Annotated in this window: 18 protein-coding genes; 10 read left to right on the top strand and 8 right to left on the bottom strand. The window is 66.5% G+C overall.

The window, feature by feature from the left end:
* The first annotated feature begins 109 nt into the window (after nucleotides 1-109).
* Entirely contained in the window at nucleotides 110-340 is a 231-nt protein-coding gene (locus QFZ23_RS09355) for a zinc-ribbon domain-containing protein (RefSeq protein ID WP_306922374.1), read from the top strand.
* Here the strand turns inward: QFZ23_RS09355 and cydD are convergent.
* The 3 genes from cydD to QFZ23_RS09340 are packed head-to-tail and all read right to left on the bottom strand — an operon-like array spanning nucleotide 337 to nucleotide 6,531.
* Complete coding sequence (gene cydD, locus QFZ23_RS09350; protein WP_306922373.1) at nucleotides 337-3,855, bottom strand: thiol reductant ABC exporter subunit CydD; 3,519 nt, start codon at nucleotides 3,853-3,855, stop codon at nucleotides 337-339. The genes QFZ23_RS09355 and cydD overlap by 4 nt on opposite strands.
* A gap of 6 nt (nucleotides 3,856-3,861) precedes the next feature.
* Nucleotides 3,862-4,911, bottom strand: a complete 1,050-nt coding sequence (cydB, locus tag QFZ23_RS09345; protein ID WP_306922372.1) for a cytochrome d ubiquinol oxidase subunit II — start codon at nucleotides 4,909-4,911, stop codon at nucleotides 3,862-3,864.
* 18 nt (nucleotides 4,912-4,929) lie between these two features.
* On the bottom strand, nucleotides 4,930-6,531 hold the full coding sequence (locus QFZ23_RS09340) for a cytochrome ubiquinol oxidase subunit I (protein ID WP_306922371.1): 1,602 nt from the start codon (nucleotides 6,529-6,531) through the stop codon (nucleotides 4,930-4,932).
* A gap of 273 nt (nucleotides 6,532-6,804) precedes the next feature.
* Between QFZ23_RS09340 and QFZ23_RS09335 the strand changes: the two genes are divergently transcribed.
* A complete protein-coding gene (locus QFZ23_RS09335; RefSeq protein ID WP_190603345.1) occupies nucleotides 6,805-7,191 on the top strand; it encodes a BlaI/MecI/CopY family transcriptional regulator in 387 nt (128 codons plus the stop codon).
* Nucleotides 7,192-7,197: 6 nt separating this feature from the next.
* Nucleotides 7,198-8,181, top strand: coding sequence for a M56 family metallopeptidase (locus tag QFZ23_RS09330; protein WP_306922370.1), 984 nt, complete (start codon nucleotides 7,198-7,200; stop codon nucleotides 8,179-8,181).
* 62 nt (nucleotides 8,182-8,243) lie between these two features.
* On the opposite strand, the gene QFZ23_RS09325 is transcribed toward QFZ23_RS09330, so the two are convergent.
* Nucleotides 8,244-10,349 carry a DNA gyrase/topoisomerase IV subunit B gene (locus QFZ23_RS09325; RefSeq protein WP_306922369.1) on the bottom strand — a complete coding sequence of 702 codons (2,106 nt, stop codon included), beginning with the start codon at nucleotides 10,347-10,349 and terminating at the stop codon, nucleotides 8,244-8,246.
* A 225-nt stretch (nucleotides 10,350-10,574) separates the two neighbouring features.
* Between QFZ23_RS09325 and QFZ23_RS09320 the strand changes: the two genes are divergently transcribed.
* On the top strand, nucleotides 10,575-10,796 hold the full coding sequence (locus QFZ23_RS09320; protein WP_306922368.1) for a DUF7455 domain-containing protein: 222 nt from the start codon (nucleotides 10,575-10,577) through the stop codon (nucleotides 10,794-10,796).
* A 552-nt stretch (nucleotides 10,797-11,348) separates the two neighbouring features.
* Nucleotides 11,349-12,662 carry an HNH endonuclease gene (locus QFZ23_RS09315; RefSeq protein WP_373427929.1) on the top strand — a complete coding sequence of 438 codons (1,314 nt, stop codon included), beginning with the start codon at nucleotides 11,349-11,351 and terminating at the stop codon, nucleotides 12,660-12,662.
* A 267-nt stretch (nucleotides 12,663-12,929) separates the two neighbouring features.
* Here QFZ23_RS09315 and QFZ23_RS09310 read toward each other — a convergent pair whose 3' ends face one another.
* The 4 genes from QFZ23_RS09310 to QFZ23_RS09295 form a co-directional block, all read right to left on the bottom strand.
* Entirely contained in the window at nucleotides 12,930-14,204 is a 1,275-nt protein-coding gene (locus QFZ23_RS09310) for an RNA polymerase sigma factor (protein WP_306922366.1), read from the bottom strand.
* 413 nt (nucleotides 14,205-14,617) lie between these two features.
* Nucleotides 14,618-16,138 (bottom strand): DUF4192 family protein, encoded by a 1,521-nt coding sequence (locus tag QFZ23_RS09305; RefSeq protein ID WP_306922365.1) that lies wholly within the window; start codon nucleotides 16,136-16,138, stop codon nucleotides 14,618-14,620.
* Between the two features lie 123 nt (nucleotides 16,139-16,261).
* Entirely contained in the window at nucleotides 16,262-17,602 is a 1,341-nt protein-coding gene (locus QFZ23_RS09300) for an MFS transporter (RefSeq protein ID WP_306922364.1), read from the bottom strand.
* 93 nt (nucleotides 17,603-17,695) lie between these two features.
* The gene (locus QFZ23_RS09295; RefSeq protein ID WP_306922363.1) at nucleotides 17,696-18,634 is read right to left on the bottom strand and encodes a proteasome assembly chaperone family protein; all 939 of its coding nucleotides are present in this window, start codon (nucleotides 18,632-18,634) and stop codon (nucleotides 17,696-17,698) included.
* A gap of 261 nt (nucleotides 18,635-18,895) precedes the next feature.
* Between QFZ23_RS09295 and QFZ23_RS09290 the strand changes: the two genes are divergently transcribed.
* The 5 genes from QFZ23_RS09290 (at nucleotide 18,896) to QFZ23_RS09270 (ending at nucleotide 25,002) form a co-directional block, all read left to right on the top strand.
* A complete protein-coding gene (locus QFZ23_RS09290; protein ID WP_306922362.1) occupies nucleotides 18,896-20,413 on the top strand; it encodes a leucyl aminopeptidase in 1,518 nt (505 codons plus the stop codon).
* 242 nt (nucleotides 20,414-20,655) lie between these two features.
* Nucleotides 20,656-22,038: a dihydrolipoyl dehydrogenase gene (gene lpdA, locus QFZ23_RS09285; RefSeq protein ID WP_306922361.1), complete on the top strand. Its 1,383-nt coding sequence runs from the start codon at nucleotides 20,656-20,658 to the stop codon at nucleotides 22,036-22,038.
* Nucleotides 22,039-22,153: 115 nt separating this feature from the next.
* Nucleotides 22,154-23,902: a 2-oxoglutarate dehydrogenase, E2 component, dihydrolipoamide succinyltransferase gene (gene sucB, locus QFZ23_RS09280; protein WP_306922360.1), complete on the top strand. Its 1,749-nt coding sequence runs from the start codon at nucleotides 22,154-22,156 to the stop codon at nucleotides 23,900-23,902.
* A 178-nt stretch (nucleotides 23,903-24,080) separates the two neighbouring features.
* Nucleotides 24,081-24,434: a hypothetical protein gene (locus QFZ23_RS09275; protein WP_306922359.1), complete on the top strand. Its 354-nt coding sequence runs from the start codon at nucleotides 24,081-24,083 to the stop codon at nucleotides 24,432-24,434.
* 136 nt (nucleotides 24,435-24,570) lie between these two features.
* Nucleotides 24,571-25,002, top strand: a complete 432-nt coding sequence (locus QFZ23_RS09270; protein ID WP_306922358.1) for an OsmC family protein — start codon at nucleotides 24,571-24,573, stop codon at nucleotides 25,000-25,002.
* The last annotated feature ends 13 nt before the right edge of the window (nucleotides 25,003-25,015 follow it).

The following is a 25,015-nucleotide window of genomic DNA, read 5'->3' as shown; positions in this document are numbered from 1 at the left end:
GTTCCTGAACGCTGCTCGGCTGTTCCTGACGCGGCGGGGCGGCAAGCCGTAGGCTGGGGAGATCACCGGGCTGGGGCAATAGCTGCCGGCGTTTCCTGAAAGGCGCAGAATGCTTCTACTCTTCGGATTCAAGACTATTCAGAAGCTGCTGCCCGGCCGGTCGGCCACCTGTCAGTACTGCCGCGTGTTTGCCCACCAGCACCTTGAGGAGCGCGCCACCAAGTTCACGCTGTTCTTCATTCCGGTCTTCACGACCTCACGCTCCTACCGGATCACCTGCTCCAACTGCGGCGCCTCGTCAGTGGTCAACGGCCGCCAGAAGCAGGCACTGGTGGGTTAATTCCGCCCGGACGCCATCACTGCGGAGGCGGCCAGCCGGTTTTCGGGGCGAAGGTCCAGGAGTGCATCGTCGGGGCTGATGTCGGCCGGGTTATGGGTCACCAGCACCACGGTGCGCGACGCAAGTCCGGCACGCAGATCCGCGATCAGGGCCCGGCCGGATTCGGCGTCGAGGTGCGCTGTGGGCTCGTCCAGGAGGATCACGTTGGCCTGCGTCATGAGGGTGCGCGCCACTGCCAGCCGCTGCCGCTCGCCACCGCTGAGAAACGCTCCACCCGGGCCAATGCGGGTATCCAGGCCGTCTTCCAGGCGCGCCAGCAGGGGCGCCAGTCCAACCGCGGCCACCGCTTCCCGCATCGCCAGCTCGGTCTCCTCCGCAGACCCCGCGCCGGACTCCTGCCGCTGGCTGCCGAGCAGCAGGTTCCCGCGGACGGTGGAGTCGAAGAGGTGCGCCTCCTGAGGGCACCACGCCGCGGTGCCCGTCACCGCGATGCGGCCTGCCCGTGCAGGGAGAAATCCCAGCATCACCGCCAGCAGCGTGGACTTGCCGGCGCCGGACGGGCCGGTCACCGCCAGCCAGCGGCCTGGCTCAGCCACGGCAGACAGGCCACTGAAGACAACACCGCCCCCCGGCCACGCGGCCGACAACCCGTCCAGTTCAACGCCCGGCTGCCCAAGCTCACGGGAAACCGGCCGGGAAGCCTGCCCGGTGTCCTTGCAATCAACGCTGAATTCTCCCGGCTGCAGGACGCCCGTCTCGCCGATGCGGCGCAGGACCGCACGCAGGGCCGGAAACTGCCGGACCGCCGTCGTCATGGCCCCGAACGGTTCCGCGAGCGCCAACTGCAGAAGGACCACGACGCCGACCGTGGTCGCCGGAAGGGAACCGGACAGCACCTGCGGCGCCGCCAGCACGGCGCTGTAGAGGGCGCCCGCGCCGCACGCTGCCACGGTAAGGGCTTGGCCGAGTCCTTCAGCCCAGGCCGAACGCCGTGCCGCGCCGGTGGCGTCCCGGTCCAGCGCACGGATGCCGCCCAGAACCGGCTGCTTCGCGCCATTCGCGTGCAGTTCCGCCCTGGCGTCAAGCGCGGCGGCGACCCGCCGGAGGACCCCGGAGCGCAGACGCTGCTCGGCCTTTGCCGACATCCGGTCGGCAAGCAGCGCCGCGGCGGGCGCGGCCACCAGGCTCACCAGGGCGGCGGCGAGCACGGCCGGCAGGGCCGCCGGAAGCAGCCAGCCCACCGTGCCGGCAGCAGCTGCCGCCACCGCCACTGCGGTAACCGGAGGCAGCACCACCCGCGGGAGCAGGTCCCGGACGGTATCGACGTCCTCGATGACGGCGCCCAGGACATTGCCGCCCTGCAGCAGCCGGCGCAGGGACAGTGCCCGCTGGCTGAGGGATGCCCAGAGCCCCCCGCGCAGCTTCGTCAGGGAGGCAAATACGGCTTCATGCAGGAGCAGCCGCTCGCAGTACCGCAGAACGGCCCGGCCAATGCCGAAGAAGCGGACACCCACAATGGCGGTCAGGAGGTACATGATCGGCGGCTGCTCACTGGCGCGCAGGATGAGCCACCCGGACAGCCCGGAAAGCGCGACGGCGAAAAGGGCGGCCAGGGCCCCGACGATCCCGGATGCTGCGAACCGTCCACGGACGGGCGCGAGCAGCCGGGCGAGCATCGCGGCGGTCTGGGCGGAACTGTCTTGTGCCTCGGTGACTGGGACGCCGGCCGTCACGCTACCGGCCACCGCAGAGAGGGCGCCCCCGCCGTCGGCCGACGCGCTGCGATCAACGGCGCTGGCCGAAACCTGAGCAGTGGCCAAATTTCCACCAGTCGTGGACGCAGCAGTGGACGCAGCAGTGGCCTCAGCTCGTTGGCCGGACAGCGGCACGATCCGGTCGGCCAGCTCCCTCGTCTGGCGGTCATGGGCCACCAGGATGATGGTCGCTCGGCCGCGCAGCGCACGGATCGCATCATGGACACGGTTGGCCGAGTCCCGGTCGAGGTGCGCGGTGGGCTCGTCCAGGAGCATTACCGTGGCTCCTGCCTCGATGCGGGCCAGGCCACGGGCAAGGGCGACGCGGCGCAGCTCGCCGGGGCTCAGTTCGGCCGGATGCTTGTCCGCAAGGTGGTCCGCACCCACAGCTGCCAGGCAACGCAGCACTCCCCCGGCATATGGTCCGCCGCCGACGGCGGCGCTGGCTGCTGCCGTGCCAGCTGTCAGGTACAGCAGCACTTCCCCGCGTACGGTGTCCGCCACCATCACCGGATGCTGTGGCACCCAGGCCACCTCGCCCGCCGCGAATCCTTCGATCGTTCCGGACACTGCTGTGCCGCCGCCGCTTCCGACAGTTCCCGCGAGAACGCCCAGCACGGTGCTCTTGCCCGCCCCGCTGGGACCGTCGAGCGCGGTGACCAGTCCGGCAGGCGCCGAAAAACTGAGTGGCCCGACGGCGGGGCCCTGCCTTCCCGGATAACTGACCGTGAGATCCCGGACTGTCAGGCTGGCCGGCCCATCCGCACCGGCAGTCTCCACACCGGCAGGCTCGTCCGCCGGGGCCGGACCCGGCACGAGGCGCCGGAGCTCCGGGGCATCCAGCAGCGCCGTAGTTTCGGCAAGTGCTGCCCGGCCGTCGTCGCTCGCGTGGTGGGCGGCCCCCAGCTCACGGAGCGGAAGGTAGCAGTCCGGAGCGAGGATGAGCGCCAGCAGCCCGGCCTCCAATGCCATGTCGCCGTGGACGAGCCGGACGCCAATGAACACCGCCACCACCGCCACGGAGATGGTGGCGATCAGTTCCAGGGCGAGCGCGGAGAGGAACGCCGTCCGCAGGGTGCCCATGGTCCGCTGCCGGTAGTCCTCGGAGATGTTCTCCAAAGCGCGGCGCTGGGCGGCGGCCCGGCCGAGCCCCACCAGCACCGGCAGCCCCTTGGCGAGTTCGAGCATGTGCCCGGACAGCCGGGAGAGCGCGGCCTGGGCGTCGCGCACCTTGTCCTCGGTGTAGCGGCCGATCAGCACCATGAACACCGGAACCAGGGGCACCGTCAGCACGATGACCACCGCGCTGACCCAGTCGGCGAAAAGGATTCGGGCGCCAAGCAGCAGCGGTATGGCCGCGCAGTTCACCAGCGCGGGGAGGTACTGCGTGTAGTAGCTGTCCAGGGCATCCAGGCCGCGCGTCGCAAGCACGGCCAGGCCGCCGTCGGAAGGGCCGGCGGCCCGGACTCCGTTGCGCAGTGCGGTCTCCAGGAGTTGCGCCCGCAGCTCCTCCTTGACCCCCAGGGCGGCGCGCCTCGCGGCGACGCCCTGCGCCCAGACCGTGACGGACCGCAGCACTACGCCGGCCGCACCCCAGCCCAGCTGGTCACCCCACGTGGCGTCCTGGGTCATGAGGCCTGCGAGCACGGACGCGACGGCCTGTCCCATGAGCACCAGGGACAGGGCCTTCAGCGCGGCCAGCAGGCCAAGTCCGTAAAGCGCGCGGCGGGTGGAGGGTCCGGACGGGAACTGGGGTTTCAATGCGGGTCAGTCTTTCCTGATGAGGGCTTTCGCCGCGACCGCGGGCAGGAAGCTGTGTGCCTCCGGGATGTGGGCGGCGCTGACACGGCGGCGGAACACCCAGTACGTCCAGGCCTGGTAAGCGATCACCAGCGGCAGGCCGACGCACGCCGCGATACTCATCAGGCCGAGGGTGTAGTCGGAAGATGAGGCGTTGGTGATGGTGAGGTTGTAGGCGGGGTCGATGGTGGACGGCAGGACCACCGGGAACACCGCGCCGAAGATGGAGGCGGAGCCGCCCAGCAGGAACACGCCGGTTGCCAGGAACGCCCGGCCTTCGTTTCCCTTCCGGGCCTGGCCCCAGGCCACGGCCGCGGCGACCACGGCCACCGCGAGGACAACCAGCGTCCAGGCTTCACCGCTGAGGACCTGCACGCCGATGGCCCAGCCGGCCATCGGGAGGAGCAGCACGGGGAGCAGCCTAACGAACCACTGCAGCGCACGGTGCCGGACGTCGCCGTCGGTCTTCAGTGCCAGGAATGCCAGGGCGTGCAGCAGGGCGAAGCAAACCACTGCCAGGCCTCCCAGCACGGCGTACCAGCTGAACCAGGCGAACGGCCCTCCGTCGCGGTCGCCGTTGGCGTCGAGCGGCAGTCCTGTGGTGGTCAGACCCAGCGCGGCACCCACGCCGAAGGCGGCAAGGAAGGAGCCGACGGCGATCGCCCAGTCCCAGGTGTTCCGCCAGCGGTCGGTGTCCACTTTCCCGCGGTATTCGAACGCGACCGCCCGGAAAATCAGCGCGACCAGGACCAGCAGCAGCGGCAGGTACAGGGCGGAGAACAGGGAGGCGTACCAGAACGGGAAGGCGGCGAAGGTGGCGCCGCCGGCGGTCAGGAGCCAGACCTCATTGCCGTCCCAGACCGGCCCGATGGTGTTGAGGAGCACGCGGCGTTCGGTGTTGTTGCGGGCAAAGAGCTTCATCAGCATCCCGACGCCCAGGTCGAATCCCTCCAGGAAGAGGTAGCCGGTCCACAGGACGGCGATGGCAATGAACCAGATGGTCGGCAGCAGTTCCATGCTTTGTATCCTCGGGTCTTAGTAGGCGAAGGCCAGGACGTCGTCGGAGGTGCCGGGCTTGTCCGGTCCGCCGTCGCGGGGTGTGGCGTCCTCGTTCTCGTCGACCGGCGCGTGCACCAGTTCTGGCATGGCCGAGACGACGCCGCCGCGCACGTATTTCACGAGGAGCTTCACTTCCACCACCAGGAGCACTGCGTAGATCAGGGTGAGCACAACGAGGGAGGTCAGGATCTCACCGGCGGACACCCCTGGCGAAACGGCCGCGGCGGTGAACATGAAGACCTGGTCGATGCCGTTGAGGTCGGGGTTGGGGGCCACGACGAACGGCTGCCGGCCCATTTCCGTGAAGATCCAGCCCGCGGCGTTGGCACCGAAGGGTGCCAGGATACCGAACACGGCCAGCCGCATCAGCCAGCGCGACTCGGGCACGGTCCCCTTGCGGGTCAGCCAGAGTGCCACCAAAGCGGCGAGGGCCGCGAGTCCGCCAAATCCGATCATGGAGCGGAAGCCCCAGTAGGTGACCTCCATGACCGGAACGTACTGGATCTCCTGGCCGGCGCGGTCCCCGTAGATGGGGTTGTCCGGGACGTGCGTGCCATAGTTCGCCTTGTACTCGTCGATCAGGCTGTTAACACCCTTGACCTCGGTGGTGAAGTCGCCCTTGGCAAGGTAGGAGAGAATGCCCGGGACCTCGATCAGCGCCACGATGTCGTCGCAGTTGCGTGAGCCGACGTTGCCCACGCTCAGGACGGAGAAACCCGTCCCGTCGTGGCATGCGGCCTCGGCTGCGGCCATCTTCATGGGCTGCTGTTCGAACATCAGCTTGCCCTGCAGGTCACCAGTAAGGGCGGTTCCGGCAAAGGAGATCATTGCGACGACGGCGCCGATCCGCAGCGACTTGATCCAGACTGAGTAGTCGGTGCGGTCGCGACCCGGGATCTCGGCCTCCCCGGCAACCACCTTGCCGTCCGCGCCGATGGTGTCGATGCCGTCGCGGCGCCTGCGCCAGAGGTGGTACCAGGCGATGCCCAGCAGGAACCCGCCAGCCACGGCAAGGGCACCGAAGAGGGTGTGCGGCACGGCCACCAGGGCGGTGTTGTTGGTGAAGACGGCCCAGGCGTCGGTCATGACCGGGCGCCCGTCAACCATCGTGACGCCGACGGGGTGCTGCATCCAGCTGTTGGCCACGATGATGAAGTACGCGGAGAAGAACGAGCCGATCACGGCGATCCAGAGGCACGCGAGATGCACGCCCTTCTTCAGCTGCTTCCAGCCGAAGATCCACAGGCCCAGGAAGGTTGACTCCACAAAAAACGCCAGCAGTGCCTCAAGGGCCAGCGGAGCGCCGAAGACGTCACCCACGAAGCGGCTGTATTCGCTCCAAGCCATGCCGAACTGGAACTCCTGGACGATACCTGTGGCCACGCCCATGATGAAGTTGATGAGGAAGAGCTTTCCCCAGAACTTGGTCATCCGCAGATAGGCCGGATTCGCGGTGCGGTACCAGACAGTCTGCATCACCGCGACGACCAGACCCAGGCCGATTGTCAGCGGCACCATCATGAAGTGGTAGACGGTGGTGATTCCGAATTGCCAGCGTGCGATTTCCAAGGCGTCCAAGGCGGGTCCCTACTTACGGTTGGGTCTAGCTCTCCAGCGTTGTTTTCTACGCAACGTAGAACTTCAACTTCTACAGAGTGTAGAACACAGGTCGAACACTGTAAACACGGTTGCATGCACATCGGAGGAACGCAATCACCCGCGACGCGCCGAACGTTCTACCTCATGTAGAAACAAGCGGCTAAACGCGATAGATTTGGAGTTGCAGTATTGGAATCACGGCACGGGCCGGGCGATCGGCTCCTGGCAGTGCGTTGTCAAAAGGATGTACAGATGGCAAGTCTTGGGGAACTGGAACGCGCAGTCATGGACCTGCTCTGGGCGGGCCACGAAGCAGCCACGGCCAACACGCTGCGGGACCTGCTTGCGCAGAGCACGGCAGCGCATGGCGGAGCAGCAGGGCATGAGGGCAAGGATCTGGCGGTGACCACCGTCCTGACGGTCCTTTCGCGTCTCGAGAAGAAGGGCCTCGTGGAACGCGAACGCGGCACCCGGCCGCACCGCTACCAGGCTGTATCCAGCCGCGAAGACCACACCGCCGAACTCATGCACGAAGTGCTGGGATCCGCTCCGGACCGCGAGGCCGTGCTGGCCCGGTTCATCGGTTCGGTGACGGAAAGTGAAGCCGAGACGCTGCGTAAACTGCTTGGCCACAGCTAGCACCTGATGTTCTGGACCTCATATTTCCTGGCGGTCCTGGCGATAGTACTGGCCTGGCCGGTACCTATCCTTCTTTCGCGCGCCCACTGGCCGGCGCGCGACCCCTTTACGGCGATGGTGCTGTGGCAGGCCATCGCCCTCGCCGGTGGCCTGTCCATGATCGGTGCCATGCTGGTCTACGGCCTCGAACCCGTCGGCGACAACCTGATTGCCGGCCTGCGCGCGCTGGCAGGCATGGTGCTGTTTGCAGCGCCCACCACGGCGCTGGGTTTCTGGCATCTCTTCGCGCTCTCGGCGGCCGCGCTGCTGACAGCGCACCTCGTCTTCACGCTGCTGCTGACCTATTACAAGATCGAGCGCCAGCGCAGGCGCCACCGCGAACTGCTAACCCTCCTGGCCTCGCCATCCGACGACGGGCCCGGCACGGTGGTCATCAGCCACGATTCCCCGGTGGCGTACTGCCTGCCCGGCGGCGCCCGCTCCGTCACGGTCCTCTCCGACGGACTCATGGCCGCCCTCGAACCGGCGGAGCTGCGCGCCGTCCTGATTCACGAAAACGCGCACCTCACCCAGCGCCACCACCTGCTGCTGTGGGCCTTTGCCGCCTGGCGCCAGGCACTGCCATGGCTGCCCACCACGCGGCTGGCCCAGGAAGCCGTGAACTCCCTCATTGAAATGCTTGCGGACGATGTTGCCCTCAAGACGGAGAGCAAGGTCACGCTGATCAAGGCGATAGCCATTGTCGCCAGCGGCTCGGCGGCCCCGCAGGGCGCGGTCGTGGAACCGGCCGGCCTGGCCGGGGCAGGACTGCAGCTGCCGGACGGTGCCGGCGGCGCCGGTCCGGCGAGCACGACAGCGTCACGCGTCAGCCGCCTTCTCTCGCCCCAGCCTCCGCTCGCCGGCGGCCTCCGCACCGCCGTCCTGGCCGTGTGCACGCTGCTGCTGGCGATGCCTACTGCCCTGCTGATCGTTCCCGGTCTGCTGGGCTGAGCCGGCCCGCGCGGCCTCGGCTCAGGGCGACTCGTTCGGCCGCGGCTTTTAGGGGCCGGCTCTTAGGCGTCGATGCGTTCGCGGTCCAGGCTGGAGGCACCGGCGATGATGAAATCCTTGCGCGGCGCGACGTCCGATCCCATCAGCAGGTCGAACGTGGCTTCCGCCTGCTGGGCGTTCTCGATGTTCACCTTGCGGAGCATGCGGTGCCGGGGGTCCATGGTGGTCTCGGCCAGCTGCTCAGCGTCCATCTCGCCCAGGCCCTTGTAGCGCTGGATGGGTTCCTTGTACTTCCTGCCTTCGGCTGCGAGCTTCGCCAGCAGGGCGTGGAGCTCGGCCTCGGAATAGGTGTAGATCATCTCGTTGGCCTTCTGGCCGGGGTTGATGACTTCCACCCGGTGCAGCGGCGGCACGGCAGCGAAGACCCGGCCTTCCTCCACCATGGGCCGCATGTAGCGGAAGAACAGGGTGAGCAGCAGCGTGCGGATGTGGGCGCCGTCGACGTCGGCGTCGGTCATCAGGATGACCTTGCCGTAGCGGGCGGCCTCGATCGCGAAGCTGCGTCCGGAGCCGGCCCCGACCACCTGGATGAGGGCCGCGCACTCTGCGTTCGAGAGCATGTCCCCGACGGAGGCCTTCTGGACGTTGAGGATCTTGCCGCGGATCGGCAGTAAAGCCTGGAAGTCGGAGGAGCGCGCCAGTTTGGCCGTACCGAGTGCCGAGTCGCCTTCCACGATGAACAGTTCGGAGCGGGCGACGTCGTCGGTGCGGCAGTCTGCGAGCTTGGTGGGCATCGACGACGACTCGAGCGCGGTCTTGCGGCGCTGCGTCTCCTTGTGGACGCGCGCCGAGATCCGCGACTTCATCTCGCTGACGATTTTTTCCAGCAGCAACGCAGACTGTGCCTTGTCGTTGCGGTTGGAGGAGTTGAGCTTGGCCGCGATCTCCTTCTCCACCACCTTGGCCACGATGGCCCTGACCGCCGAGGTGCCGAGGATTTCCTTCGTCTGGCCCTCAAACTGCGGCTCGGCCAGCCGCACGGTCAGGACTGCGGTGAGCCCGGCGAAGATGTCGTCCTTCTCGATCTTGTCGTTGCCGGCCTTGAGTTTCCGCGCGTTGGCTTCCACGGCTTTCCGGAACGTCTTCACGAGGGCCTGCTCGAAGCCGGCCTGGTGGGTACCGCCCTTCGGCGTGGAGATGATGTTCACGAAGCTGCGGACAGAGGTGTCGTAGCCGATCCCCCAGCGCAGTGCGACGTCCACTTCGCAGTCGCGTTCCACTTCCGCGATCTTGCTGTGGCCCTTCTCATCCAGCACAGGCACGGTTTCCTTGAACTTGCCGGCGCCGTGCAGGCGCCAGACGTCCGTGACCGCGGAGTCTGCGGCGAGGAATTCCACGAACTCGGAGATGCCGCCGTCGTGGTGGAACACTTCCTCGTGCGGCCCCAGTTCGCCGGGAGTGCCGGGAAGCTTGCGCTCATCGCGGACGGTGATCTTCAGGCCAGGGACCAGGAAGGAGGTCTGACGGGCCCGTGCGGTCAGTTCCTCGTAGGAGAACCGGGCATCCTGCGTAAAGATCTGGGTGTCTGCCCAGTAGCGGATGCGCGTGCCGGTCACGCCGCGCTTGGCCTTGCCGACCACGTCGAGGACAGAGTCTTCGACGAACGGAGCGAATGTGGCGGTCGGGTTGGGACGGCCATTGTCGTTGAAGCGGCCGGGTTCACCCCGGCGGAAGGACATCCTGTACGTCTTGCCGCCCCGGTCCACCTCGGCGTCGAGACGTGCCGAGAGCGCGTTGACGACGGACGCGCCGACGCCGTGCAGGCCGCCGGAGGCCGTGTAGGAGCCGCCGCCAAACTTACCGCCCGCGTGCAGCTTGGTGAAGACCACCTCGACGCCGGTGAGGCCAGTCTTTGGTTCGACGTCGACGGGAATGCCGCGGCCGTCGTCGTGGATCTCTACAGAGTTGTCCGCGTGCAGGATGATCTTGATGTCGTGGCCAAAGCCGGCCAGCGCCTCGTCGACGGAGTTGTCGATGATTTCCCAGAGGCAGTGCATGAGGCCGCGGGAGTCCGTGGATCCGATGTACATGCCGGGGCGTTTGCGCACGGCCTCCAGCCCCTCCAGCACCGAAAGGTGGCGGGCGGTGTAATCAGAACTCGGTGCCACAGGTTGTGAACTCCTTCAGGAATTGGGCCGGCTAGGCGTTAAATGGCTCCCTCTAGCCTAGTCCTGCTGCCGCCGAACGCCTGACTGCCACTCCCGACACAGCACCAGGCTCCGGGTGTTCGTTACGCAGACGTGATACGCGGACAGCGAAAGTGACCCATCCTTGCCATGGTTTAGCGGCGAATGCTGGTTATATAGATGTACAGATCTACTAAGGAGGCCGACATGACAACAGCAGTTGCCGACCGCACACTCACCGCAGCTGACCGGTGTGACCGTTGCGGAGCGCAGGCATACGTCCGGGTTGTACTCGAGTCCTCCGGTGGTGAGCTGCTCTTCTGCGCCCACCATTCACGCGCCGTCGAAGCGACCCTCAGGCCGCTTAGCTCCGATTGGCACGATGAGACGAACCGGCTGCACGAAAAGGCACCGGTTCCGGTCGACTAGACAACCAGACTCGAAGCCAGGGCCCCCGTGCGGGGGTCCTGGCTTTTTCTTTCTCCAGCTCCGCTGCCCGCGGATGTTCCCGCGGCGCTAAATTGTCAGTGACCCTTGCCAGACTGTGTTTATGGATAGCACTGGGGCGTCGGAGCAGGATCTGGCGGTAGTGGGCGACGACACTCTGCACGCTGCCGCCTTCCCCGGCGCCGATCCTGCCAGCCGATCCTTTCCTTTGGATGCGTTTCCCGCGCACGGCTTGCTGGGCGAAGCTTGTCCCTTCGCGGAGTTTCCGGTCTACGGGTTTCCCTATGACGAGGACCCCAACTTCGTGTACCCGGACGACGTCGTTCTGGAGGACCTTTCCCAGGTGCCCTCTTTGCTTAGGATGGTTTTCCGGAGGACCCGTTTCCCGAGGCGCTGTTTGCCGATGTCCTGTTCGCCGGCGGCGGTGTCTCCAATGCCTGTACGCCGTGGCTGGGCGTGGCGGACCGGGTCGCTGCGGCAAGGGTCCTTTTGCGGGCGGACCTCACCGCGGACGGTGCGGGTTTGATCGACCAGATGCAGGCATGGGAGAAGATCAAGTGCCTGATTGCGGGGCAACAGGCGAGGCTTGCCGTCGTCTTCGAGATCCGGCACCGCCAGGAACACGCCGAACCCGGGACGCAGGCTGATCCCGGGCAGGCCAGGGGCAGCACTTTAACTGTCGAGGATCTGGGCAAGAAACGCCCCAAAGAACACAGCATGGGCGCAGCCGAGCACATCGCCCTGGCCCGGGGCGAGTCCCCGCACCGCGGCGGCCGTCTGCTCGGCACAGCGAAGGCACTGGTCACCGAGATGCCCCACAGCCTAGCCGCCCTGGACACCGGCCAACTGAACGAAGAGCGCGTCATGCACGTCGTGAAAGAGACCGCCTGCCTGACCGTCGCGGACCGGGCCGCCGTCGATGAGGAGCTGTCCGCGGACACCGGAACCTTCACGGGCGCCGGGACCAGGGCTGTCATCGCCGCGGCCCGGGCCGCGGCCACCCGCAGGGACCCCCGTTCCGTGGCCCAACACGCCAGCCATGCAGCGTCGGAGCGGACCGTGAGCCTGCGCCCGGCCCCGGACTGCATGACCTACCTGACGGCGCTGCTCCCCGCCCAACAGGGCATCGCGGTCTGGGCAGCACTGACCCGGCACGCCGACACCCTCCACGCCGCCGGAGACCCGCGCAGCCTGGGGCAGATCAAGGCCGACACCCTCGTCGAACGGACCACCGGAACCCGAGGCGGCATCACCGGCATAGACATCAACCTCGTCATGACCGACCGCACCCTCCTCCAAGGCGACACCGAACCCGCCCGGATACCCAGCTACGGCATCGTCCCCGCCGCCTGGGCCCGGGACCTGGCAACGCAGGAGCAGGGAGCGGGGCGGAGACAAGATCCGACCCAGTTCCAGGATCCTGGCTGGCCGGATCGCCTCCAGCCCGCGGCGAGTGGCTCCACCGCCGATATGAAGGAGTTCAAAACCTGGGTCCGGCGGCTCTACACCGCCCCCGGGACCGGCGACCTGGTGGCCATGGATTCGCGGCGGCGCCTGTTCCCGCCAAAGCTGCGCCGCGTCATCCAAATCCGCGACGACACCTGCCGCACACCCTACTGCGACGCCCCGATCCGCCACCTTGACCACATCGTCCCCTGGCACGAGAACGGCCCAACATCCCTGGCCAACGGCACTGGGCTCTGCGAAGCCTGCAACCACACCAAGGAACTGCCCGGCTGGAAAGCCCAACCCAGACCCGGCCCACGGCACACCATCGAACTCACCACACCCACTGGCCACACCTACCACTCCACCGCACCACCGCTACCCGGCGCTGGACCGACCTGAACCTGGGCGCGCGAAACCGGCAGGAGTGAAACCAAGGGTCGCGGGCCAGCGCGCAGCGTCGCCCCGTCCGCGTCCACCCGGACGGGCCCCGCGGTGTGGTCCGCGGCGAAAATATTCGAAGGGCCGCCAGGCAGTGGGCGGCCAAACCTGCTCGTGCACATGGTTATGTCGTAGCGGTACGACAAGGGCCAGGCCTGCCGCCGATTTCCGACGAAAGGCCTGGCCCGTGTTCGCGTTTCCCAGTCCAGTTTTACTGGTCCAGTGTTTCTAGTCCAGGTAGTCCCGCAGCACCTGCGACCGGGACGGGTGGCGGAGCTTGGACATTGTCTTGGATTCAATCTGACGGATACGCTCGCGGGTAACGCCGTAGACCTTGCCGATTTCGTCTAAAGTCTTGGGCTGGCCATCCGTGAGGCCGAACCGCATGGCAACGACGCCGGCTTCGCGCTCGGACAGGGTGTCCAGCACGGAGTGCAGCTGTTCCTGCAGAAGGGTGAAGCTCACAGCATCGGCCGGAACCACTGCTTCAGAGTCCTCAATGAGGTCACCGAATTCGGAGTCGCCGTCCTCGCCGAGCGGCGTGTGGAGCGAAATGGGCTCGCGACCGTACTTCTGGACTTCGACGACCTTCTCGGGGGTCATGTCCAGCTCGAGCGCCAGCTCTTCGGGCGTGGGTTCGCGGCCCAGGTCCTGCAGCATCTGGCGCTGGACACGAGCCAGCTTGTTGATGACTTCCACCATGTGCACCGGGATACGGATGGTGCGGGCCTGGTCCGCCATGGCACGGGTGATGGCCTGACGGATCCACCAGGTGGCGTACGTGGAGAACTTGAAGCCCTTGGTGTAGTCGAACTTCTCGACGGCACGGATGAGGCCGAGGTTGCCTTCCTGGATGAGGTCCAGGAACAGCATGCCGCGACCGGTGTAGCGCTTGGCCAGCGACACAACGAGGCGGAGGTTGGCCTCGAGAAGGTGGTTCTTGGCGCGCTTGCCGTCATGGATGATGAACTCAAGCTCACGCTTGTACTTCGGATCCATGGAGCCGTCATCGGCGGCAATCTTCTCTTCGGCGAACAGGCCGGCCTCGATGCGGAGCGCGAGGTCAACTTCCTGTTCGGCGTTGAGGAGGGCTACCTTGCCGATCTGCTTCAGGTAGTCCTTGACGGGGTCGGCGGTGGCGCCGGCAGACATGACCTGCTGGACAGGTGCGTCGTCGTCGTCGGCGTCAGAGTAAACGAATCCCGAACCGGTAGGCGCTGCGGCTTCCTTGCCGGCCTCGTCGGGTTCATCGACCAGATCAGCGGTGTCCGGCTGCGCGTCGTCGAGGTCCTCCTCGACTTCCACGTCGGCATCGTCATCGGTTGAGCGGCTTCCGGCAGCTTCGGCTGCAGCCTTGGCTCCGGGCTTGGGTCCGCGCTTCTTGGGCTCGGGCTTCCCAGCGGCACGGGTGGCGGCACGCTTGGCGCTGGATGCCGCCGGCTTCTCCTCGGCAGTTTCAACGGCCAGGGCGGCGGGTTCCTTCTTCGCGGAAGACGGGGTCACAGAAAACCTTTCTAGCGGCGGTCTGTGGAGTCACCTTCGGGCAACACCACTATGACCCTGTCAAGTCCGTGATTGACATCAGATGCAACCGACCGACAGGGCCACTAAGTAGAACTGCCGGGACGGCCGCAATGTTCCCGAATGGGATCCACTGCAAGCATTGATTCACGGACCCAACCGGGTCTCGGCCTCCATTGTCTCATGATTTTCCACTCCGGGGGCCGTCAGGACCGTAATACCCGCCGGCTACGTGACGATGTCGGCTTCGGCAGGGCCCCTCGGTCCCGCCGGACGTCGTGGTTGCAGGCCCCTTAGTCCGGCGGGTTAGTCCGGCCGGTCTAAGGGGCCCGGAGCCAGGGCCACGTCTGGTATCCGCATTCAGCCCGGGCCCCTGCTCTGGACGGGGTCAATCTCTAGGCGGCGTCCGATCCGAATTTCTGCCAAGCAGCCTCGCGTCGCCCGGCCCAGCCGCAGATTGTTCCGCGCCGGACCACTTCAGACAGGAGTTCGGCCAGCCGGTATCCCGGGCTGGCCTCCAGGGCCCGGGTCAATGATGCGTGCGCGAAGGAACCCCTCCCCCGGCACCATTCGATCCAGCCGGTGGCCGTCAGCGCTGCAGCCTGAGCCTCACCCCCGCCACTCGACGACAGGGCCGCCATCAGCTCCTCCAGGCGTTTCAGAGTGTCCCAGTCCGGCACCGGCGGACATAGGCCCAACAGGACTTCGCCATAACCGGGCAGGACATCCGGGCCGCAGCTGGAAACAGGCGCCAGGTCAGGACGGCCCTTGTCCATCCCCTGGTCCGGACGATCGCCGCTCTGTTCTGTTCCGGGCGCCGGTTCTGTTTCGGGCGCCGGTTCTGTTTCGGAGACCGAGTCTGTTCCGGGTACCGAAGGTGCCACCCCGCCGTCGGTGGCCGGGCCAGGAAATCCGCTCGAGGACAGCCGCGCCTCCGGCAACGGCGGGCAGGACACAGGGAGTCCAGTCCCGGCAGAGAAGATCCCGAAGGCTTCGGCTCCGGATGCGGCCGCGGCGCGTCCGGCGGCGGCCATGACCAGGACCGCGTCGCGCCAGGCCGGAACATGCAGGGACGCGCGCAGGAACCCGGCGAGTTGCGGTTCAATCCCGAGTCCCGGGCCAGCTGCAAGTGAAGCGCGCGCAAGTTGACCGCCTCGCCCCTGAACGGCTCCAGGCGGAACGGCGTCACCCGAAACGACCCCAGACGAAACGACCCCAGACGAAACGGCTTCCAGCGCAGCTGCCCAGGCATCGAGGACCGCATCAAATTGCGCCCGGTGAGTCCGCTTGCCGGCCAGGGCCAGACTCCACTCGCGTTCGGCTGCCATGACAGCGGCGTCGTCCGCTGGAGTCGTACTGGCATTGCCGGGTGAAGGAGCCCCGGGAGGCGCACCGATGCTGCTGCCCAGATACACCATCTCCGCATTGAGCCGGCTGTCCCGGATCTCGGCCACGGGGCGGCCCGCCATCGGGCAGCAGCTGCCGTCAGTGCAGTACAGGTTGCGCCAGTACTCTTCGCCGACGCGCCAGGCATCCCGCACCGGCATGCCAGCCAGTCCGAGCGCGCATTCCAGATCGGCGAGCAAGGGCCGAAAGGACAACGCCGCCGCCCCTTCCGGGCCGCCGTCGTTAAAACCGCTGTCATTACCGCCGTCGGTAAAGCCGTCGGTAAAGAAGACCAGCAGCGTCCCGTCGGCTTCCTTGTCCGCCAGAAGGTACTCCGCCACCGTCCTCGCGAACGCCTCCCGGCTGCGGCCGCGACCGCTCTCCGGGAGGTCGACCCGAAGAGTCGCTCCGAGGCGCTTGCCCTGCATGGTCATGGCCACGAGGCTCTGCGACGGCCAATAGCCCAGGCTGTGCGGAATGTAGCCAAGAATGTCTTCGGGACCGCTGATAGTGAGATGCTCCGGTGTCATGGAAACAGCTTCCGACGGCGGTCACCGCCGGCGCGACAGGCAGCCTGAGCTATGTGGACAACGGGCGCCTGTTGAGGACCAGTGCGCGCAAGCAGGCAACGGCGCCGTCAGCGGGTATGAATCCTAGTCGCGGGAAGGGGTCTTGCGGCGGGCAATCCGTTCCCGCCGCTGCTGGGCCATTGCCTGCAGCAGCGGCGGCACCACCACTCCCTGGGCAGCCATCTGCCGGCGGACCTTGCGTCGGACCACCAGCATGGCGACGGACCCGACTCCGAGGAGCAGGAAGTGCACGCAAAGCGCGATGCGGAAGGGCTCCAGGCCATAGAGCTCCCCGCGGGAAAAGCCCGTGGAGTTAAGGATGTCCAGTACTGCGCCGATCAGGTAGATGGCCATGAGCGCCGCGAAGAAGCCGCCCACGTTGACGATGCCGGTGGCGGTTCCGATCCGGTGCGCCGGGTTGAAGGTGCGGGCGAAGTCGAAGCCGATCATGGAGCCCGGGCCGCCGATGGCCAGCACCACGATGAGAACCGCCAGCAGCCACAGCGGTGAGCGGCCGGGATACAGCAGCACGGCCCCCCAGGCTGCCGCGGTGGCAGCGACGAGGAGGAGGACCATGGTGGAGCGCCGGAGGGGGTGCCGTGCAACAAAGCGCCCGATCAGCGGCCCGGCTCCGATGGCACCGGCCACGTACAGGGACATGAGCGACGCGACTGTGCCGGCATTGAGACCCTGCGCCGAAATCAGGAACGGGTAGCCCCAGGTCATTGCGAACACTGTTCCACTGAACTGGATGGTGAAGTGGCTCCACATCCCCAGCCGTGTCCCCGGCTGCTTCCATGCGCGCGACAGGGACACGCCGGTGGCGCGCAGCCCCTTGGCAGCCTCCTGCTTGGGCGTGCCGGACGGGACGTCCTGCAGCATTAGGACCACCAGCACGACGGCGACTCCCGAGAATCCCGCCAGCGCCAGGAACGCCGGGGTCCAGCCCGCACTGTGCAGGATGAAGGCGAACGGCACCACGCTCAGCAACTGGCCCAGCTGTCCGGACATGCCGGTCAGCTGGGTCAGCAGCGGAACCCGGGCGGGCGCGAACCACAGCGGAATCAGCCGGATGACGGAGATGAAGGTCATGGCATCGCCGGCACCCACGAGCACGCGACCCAGCACTCCGGCCGGGACGCTGTCCGCAAAGGCCAGCTGCAGCTGGCCCAGGCCCATCAGCAGGGCGCCCCCGGCAATCATGGCCCGGGAACCGAACCTGTCCACCAGCACGCCCACCGGAATCTGAAGTCCGGCGTACACCAGCAGCTGCAGCACCGTGAAAAAGGAAATGGCCGAGGCGCTGGCATGGAACCTCTCGGTGGCCTCGAGTCCGACCACACCGAACGACGTACGCTGCGTCACAGCCACGAGGTACGAAAAGATGCCAATGGACCAAATAAGCCAGGCGCGGGGTGCAGTCACCCTCTCATTATCCTCAGCGGGGGCAAAAATCCTATTTTATTTGCCGGGTTTTGGCCTTTCAGTGACGAGCCTAATGCCACCCAGTGATGGAGCTTACGGCGCGGGGTTCTCCCGCGCCAGGTAGGCCTCCACAGCGGCGCCCAGCGCGTCGCCGTCGGGCAGTTCATCATTTTCGTTGGCAAGCAGGGACCGGCGCACCGTGCCCTCTGCCTTTTCGTCATAGCGGGCCTCGAGCCGGGCCACCACCTGCTGGACTTCCTCCGACGCCTCGATCTGCTCGGCAATCTGCCGGCCCACTTCACGGCCGGACTCGCGCAGCCGGTCGGTCGGCAGCATCAGCGAGGTGGCGGCCCCCAGGTACTCCAGGCCGGCCACAGCAGCCGTGGGGTACTCCGCCTCGGCGAGGTAGTGCGGCACGTGGATCACGTACCCGGCAACGTTGCGGCCGGCGTCGCTTAGGCGGAGTTCCAGGACATGCCCGACGGCGGCCGGCACTTCCACGGTGGGCTTCCAGGAGGAGATGCCTTCAATAAGCTCGGGCCGGTTGCCGTGCACGGTCACCCCGACCGGACGGGTGTGGGGCACGGGCATGGGAATCGAGTGGATCCAGGTCACCAGGTTGACGTCCAGGGCTTCGACGATCTGCACCACGGCACGGGCGAAGCGTTCCCACTGCAGGTCCGGCTCGAAGCCGGCGAGGAACAGGAAGGGCTTGCCCAGCCCGTCAACCAGCCTGTACAGGGCCAGGGTGGGCGGCTGGTAGTCCTGCAGATGGTCCTCGACAAAGGTCACATGCGGGCGCCGGGACCGGTAGTCCATCAGCTGGTCGGCGTCGAACACGGCCACTCGTTCGGAGTCGAGTGTGTCCAGCAGCTCGTCCGTGATCTGCCGGACCACGTGGCCGGCATCGGCGAAACCGGTAAAGCCCATCACCAGGTTCAGCCCGCGGAGCTCAGGGTTATGGAACAGCCCAATGTTCTTGGCATAGAGCGCGTCGGGGTCCAGCAGCGAGCCGGAAATCCTTTCAAACACGGCGAGTTCCTTTCGTGGTCGGGGTTAATCTTCATAACACCCGGAAGAGCGGCGTCATTCCTCGGGGCGTTGTGGCACGGCTCTCAACCGGCCCGTTTCCCCGGCGCTCCCCCGCAGTTTCGGAACGAGAGACTACGATCGGAATTGGCTTCCTTGGAAGCTGGCGCCGCTGCCCCGCGTGGACGGCGGCCGGCACCCGCGAGAGGGCGCCTTGCTGCGCTCCCTGCCCGAACAATCACAGAGAATTGAGGACCGATCCTCGTGGTCAAGAATACTGAAACCAACCTTAGTGCCATTGCAAGGGACCTGAAGAAGGCGGCAAGTGACGCAGTGGTCATCGGCGTCGGACAGGGCACGGACGGCCCGTTCCTGCTGGAAAACCCGTTGACCGCGAAATCCGTCGAGGCCCTGACCGACTCCCTGAAGGTCCTCGGCATCACCGGCGCGCCGGACCAGGCGGTTCGCCTTCCCGGGCTTCCGGAAACGGGCTCCGGAATCCTGGTGCTGGCCGGCGTGGGCAAGGTCGACGCCGGAGGAAAGGTCTCGGGCGAGGTGCTGCGCCGCGCTGCCGGCTCCGCCGTCCGCCAGCTTGCCGGGCTGTCCTCGGTCACGTTGGCCTTCCCGACGGCGAATGTCGCCGACGTTGCCGCCATCGCCGAGGGCGCCGCGCTGGGAGCCTACTCGTTCACGGAGTTCCGCTCGTCCAAGGACGGCCTCAAGGATCCCGTGGCCGACGTCGCGATCTTCACTGAACTGGCCGGCGACAAGGAACTGCAGTCGGCACTGGACCGTGCGCGTCTGCTGGGCAAGGCTGTCAACGCCACCCGCTCGCTCGTGAACCAGCCGCCGAGCCACCTCTACCCCGAGTCGTTCGCCGACGCCGCCAAGGAACTGTCCAAGGGACTGCCCGTTAAGGTCACCGTGTGGGACGAAAAGCGCCTGGAAAAGGAAGGCTTCGGCGGCATCATGGGCGTCGGCAAAGGCTCCGCCCGGCAGCCGCGCCTCGTCAAGGTGGAGTACTCCCCCGCCAAGGCCACCCGGAAAATCGCGCTGGTCGGCAAGGGCATCACCTTTGACACCGGCGGCATCTCCATTAAGCCGGCCCTCGGCATGGGTGACATGAAGAGCGACATGGCGGGCGCCGCCGTCGTGCTTAATACCGTGCTGGCCATTGCAGGCCTGGGGCTGCCCGTCAAGGCGACCGCCTGGCTGTGCATCGCCGAGAACATGCCCTCCGGGGCCGCCTCGCGTCCCGCCGACGTGCTGACCATGTTCGGCGGCAAGACGGTCGAGGTCCTGAACACCGACGCCGAAGGCCGGCTGGTCATGGCCGACGGCATCGTCGCGGCCAGCCAGGAGTACCCGGACGCCATCATCGACGTCGCCACCCTGACCGGTGCGCAGCTGATCGCGCTCGGAAACCGGACTGCCGGCATCATGGGTGCGGACAGCGTGACCGGCCCGCTGAAGGCTGCCGCCGACCGGGCCGGCGAGCTCGTCTGGCCCATGCCCCTGCCGGAAGAACTGCGGCCCAGCCTCGACTCCCAGGTGGCGGACATCGCCAACATCGGTGAGCGCCACGGCGGCATGATGACGGCGGCCGTGTTCCTGCGCGAGTTCGTTGGCAAGGACAAAGACGGCCAGACCATCCCGTGGGCACACATCGACATCGCCGGCCCGTCCTTCAACAACGGGGCGCCCTACGGCTACACGCCGAAGCAGGGCACCGGCTGCACGGTCCGCACGCTGGTGGCCTACATCGAGGATCTACTGGCCTGAGCCGGCGCGCCACGCGGCTGTGTGGCCGGAGTGATCCGCTCGCCACACAGCCGCGTGACACTCGACACAAGCGCTCCACAAAAGGACCGGCAAGGTGGAGCATGGATAAGTGGTTCGCTAAGGTGAACCACGGTAGTCACAAATGAAAGGGAAAAGGCCTGCTGGCATAATCACGGCAGAGCAATTTCCAAGACCAGATGATGCGTACTCTCGTGTCATCGTTCACGCGAGGGAGCGTCTAAGTGGCCGATCAGGCAACTGCGCAAGAATTCGACATCCTGGTACTCGGTGGTGGCAGCGGCGGGTACGCCACGGCCCTCCGGGCCGTTCAGCTTGGCTTCACCGTTGGCCTCGTGGAGAAGGGCAAGCTCGGCGGAACCTGCCTCCACAACGGCTGCATTCCCACGAAGGCTCTGCTCCACTCGGCCGAACTGGCTGACCACGCCCGCGACTCCGCCAAGTACGGCGTGAACGTGACGCTCGACAGCATCGACATCAGCGCTGTCAACGCCTACAAAGACGGCATCGTCGCTGGCAAGTTCAAGGGCCTGCAGGGCCTGATCAAGTCCAAGGGCATCACCGTCATCGAGGGTGAAGGCAAGCTGCAGGGCACCGACACCGTCGTCGTGAACGGCACGGCCTACAAGGGCAAGAACATCGTCCTCGCCACGGGTTCCTACTCCCGTACGCTGCCGGGCCTGGAAATCGGCGGCAAGGTCATCACGTCCGATGAAGCGCTCACCATGGACTACATCCCCAAGAGCGCCATCATCCTGGGCGGCGGCGTGATCGGCGTCGAATTCGCTTCGGTCTGGAAGTCCTTCGGCGTCGACGTCACCATCGTTGAGGGCCTGCCTTCGCTGGTCCCCAACGAGGACGCAGCGATCGTCAAGAACTTCGAGCGTGCCTTCAAGAAGCGCGGCATCAAGTTCTCCACCGGTGTCTTCTTCCAGGGCGTTGAACAGAACAACGACGGCGTCAAGGTCACCCTTGTTGACGGCAAGACTTTCGAAGCCGACCTGCTCCTCGTCGCCGTGGGCCGCGGTCCCGTCACCGCAAACCTTGGCTACGAAGAGGCCGGCCTCACCATCGACCGCGGCTTCGTCATCACCAACGAGCGCCTGCACACCGGCGTGGGCAACATCTACGCCGTCGGCGACATCGTCCCCGGCGTCCAGCTCGCGCACCGCGGTTACCAGCAGGGCATCTTCGTGGCCGAGGAAATTGCCGGCCTGAAGCCCGTCATCGTCGAGGATGTCAACATCCCCAAGGTCACCTACTCCGAGCCCGAGATCGCCACCGTCGGCTACACCGAAAAGGGTGCGAAGGAGAAGTTCGGCGACGACCAGGTCGAGACCCAGGAGTACAACCTGGCCGGCAACGGCAAGAGCTCCATCCTCGGCACCGGCGGCATTGTGAAGCTGGTCCGCCAGAAGGACGGCCCGGTGGTGGGCGTCCACATGCTCGGCTCCCGCATGGGTGAGCAGATCGGCGAAGCCCAGCTGATCGTGAACTGGGAAGCCTACCCGGAGGATGTGGCCCAGCTGCTGCACGCCCACCCGACCCAGAACGAGGCACTCGGCGAGGCCAACCTTGCCCTGGCCGGCAAAGCCCTTCACGGCTAATTCGTTCCGCAAGACAACAGGGCCTGGTGCACCCGGCTCGAACAGCAGCGTGCACCAGGCCCGAATAATGCAGCAATCATCCGCACTTTAGATAAATAAGGAGAACGGGGACGACATGTCTGAATCCGTTAACTTGCCCGCCCTCGGTGAGAGCGTCACCGAAGGAACCGTCACCCGCTGGCTCAAGCAGGTAGGTGACCGGGTAGAGGTGGACGAACCGCTGCTCGAGGTTTCCACCGACAAAGTAGACACTGAAATCCCCTCTCCGATCGCTGGCGTCATCGAGGAAATCCTCGTCGCCGAAGACGAGACCGCTGAAGTTGGCGCCCCCCTGGTGCGCATCGGTGACGGTTCCGCCGGCGGCGCTGCCGAAGCCCCCGCAGCAGCCCCCGCCGAGGAAGCACCGGCTGCAGCACCTGCCGAAGAGGCACCCGCGGCACCCGCCGAAGAGGCACCGGCCCAGGAAGCACCTGCCGCAGAGGCAGCACCCGCCTCCTCCGGTGAAGGCCACGAAGTCACCCTGCCGGCCCTTGGCGAGAGCGTCACCGAAGGCACCGTCACCCGCTGGCTCAAGGCTGTTGGCGACTCCGTGGAAGTTGACGAGCCGCTGCTCGAGGTTTCCACCGACAAGGTGGACACCGAAATCCCGTCCCCCGTGGCCGGCACGCTGCAGGAAATCCGCGTCAACGAGGACGAGACCGCCGAGGTTGGCTCTGTCCTCGCCGTCATTGGCTCCGGCGCCGCTGCTCCTGCTGCTGCTCCCGAGCAGCCCGCCGCCCCCGCTGCCGAACAGCCCGCACCGGCAGCTGAGAAGCCCGCCCCCGCGCCTGCTCCCCAGGCAGCACCCGCACCCCAGGCAGCACCCGCACCCGCACCCCAGGCAGCACCCGCACCCCAGGCTGCACCCGCACCGCAGGCAGCCCCTGCCGCAGGCGCCGAGTCCGGCTACGTCACTCCCCTGGTCCGCAAGCTCGCCAACCAGCACGGCGTGGACATCGCCTCTGTGTCCGGCACGGGCGTTGGTGGCCGCATCCGCAAGCAGGACGTCCTGGCCGCTGCTGAATCCAAGGGCGCTCCGGCAGCCGCAGCACAGGCAGCCCCTGCCGCAGCTTCCGCTGCTCCGTCGGCCGCAGCGTCCTCGCTGCGCGGCACCGTGCAGAAGGCTCCGCGGATCCGCCAGGTCATCGCCCGCCGCATGCGTGAGTCGCTGGATGTCTCCACCCAGCTGACCCAGGTGCACGAAGTGGACATGACCAAGGTGGCCAAGCTTCGCCTCAAGGCCAAGAACTCGTTCCAGGCCCAGAACGGCGTCAAGCTCACCTTCCTGCCCTTCATCGCCAAGGCCGTGGCCGAGGCCCTCAAGCAGCACCCCAAGCTCAACGCTGCGTACGACGAGGACAAGCAGGAAATCACCTACCACAACGCCGAGCACCTGGCGATCGCCGTCGACACTGACAAGGGCCTGCTGGTTCCGGTCATCTCCGACGCCGGCAACCTGAACCTCGCCGGCCTCGCCGGCAAGATCGCCGATGTCGCAGACCGCACCCGCAGCGGCAAGATCGGCCCGGACGAACTGTCCGGCGGTACATTCAGCATCACCAACATCGGTTCTGTCGGTGCGCTGTTCGACACCCCGATCATCAACCAGCCGCAGGTCGGCATCCTCGGCACCGGGGCGATCGTCAAGCGCCCCGTGGTGGTCCAGGACGAGAACGGTGACGACTCGATCGCCATCCGCTCCATGATGTACCTGTCCCTCACCTACGACCACCGCCTGGTGGATGGTGCGGACGCGGGACGCTTCCTGCAGACGCTGAAGGCCCGCCTCGAAGAAGGCGCGTTCGAAGCGGACCTGGGACTGTAACCAAACAGCCAATAACGACGGCGGTGCGGGCGCCGGTGGATTGCCACCGGAAGGCTGCACCGCCGTCGTTGTTTAAGCCGTCCGCATTGTCTGAGCCGTAAATGTAGGGGCGCGGTGTTAACCGGGGGCACGCGTGGATTTGCTACAGGACGTAGAACAAACTGGCTAAGCTGGGGCCATGACTATTCTCTTTAGCATTCTGGTGTTCCTGCACATTGTCGGAGCCGCCATGATCGTGGGCTACTGGATCGCCACGATGAAGCAGCCCACCGTGCACCCCCGCCAGCGCGACGGAGCCTTCCTGCAGCTGCTCACGGGCATCGCCATGATGGGTCTCCTTCCGCTTCTGCCCGACGCCCATCCGAACTATGTCAAGCTGGGCATCAAGCTCGTCATCGGCATTGTCGTTGCCGTCCTGGCAGTTATTGGAGCGCGCAAGGTCAAAAACGGGCAGCCCGTCTCAACCGGTCTCGCACACGGCGTTGGCGGGCTGGCACTGATCAATATCGGCATCGCCACTCTGTGGAACTAATCCCGGAAACCGGCAGTTCGGTCATAATCCTCTGACAGCGGACAACCCGTGCGCCCGCGCCCGCTAATCCATAGGATTGTGCAGGACGGTCCGGGCGCCAGCCCGGCCATGATTGATCCCAAGCTAAGGAGTGGAAATGGCAGCAACACGCACCGCACACACTGTATGGAACGGCGACCTGATGACGGGCGCCGGCAACACCACACTCGACAGCTCCGGACTGGGCACCTACGAGGTCACCTGGAAGGCCCGCACGGAGGCCTCAGAAGGCAAGACCAGCCCCGAAGAGCTGATCGCCGCAGCCCACTCCGCCTGCTTCTCCATGGCCTTCAGCCACGCGCTGGCGCAGGCTGGCCACACGCCGGAGGAGGTGCACACCAAGGCGGACGTCACGTTCCAGCCGGGCACCGGCATCACCGGCAGCCACCTGACCCTCAACGCCAAGGTCCCGGGCATTACCGAAGATGAATTCCAGAAGATCGCGGCGGAAGCCAAGGTCGGCTGCCCTGTATCTGGTGCCCTCGCCAGCATCGACATCACCCTGGACGCCACGCTCGCCGCTTCCTGATGTTCCGCCCCGC

This window comes from Arthrobacter globiformis (assembly GCF_030818015.1).
In the GTDB taxonomy this organism is placed as follows: Bacteria; Actinomycetota; Actinomycetes; order Actinomycetales; family Micrococcaceae; genus Arthrobacter; species Arthrobacter globiformis_C.
Note: the sequence above shows the minus strand (reverse complement) of the source record. Positions and strands in the feature narration are given on the sequence as shown.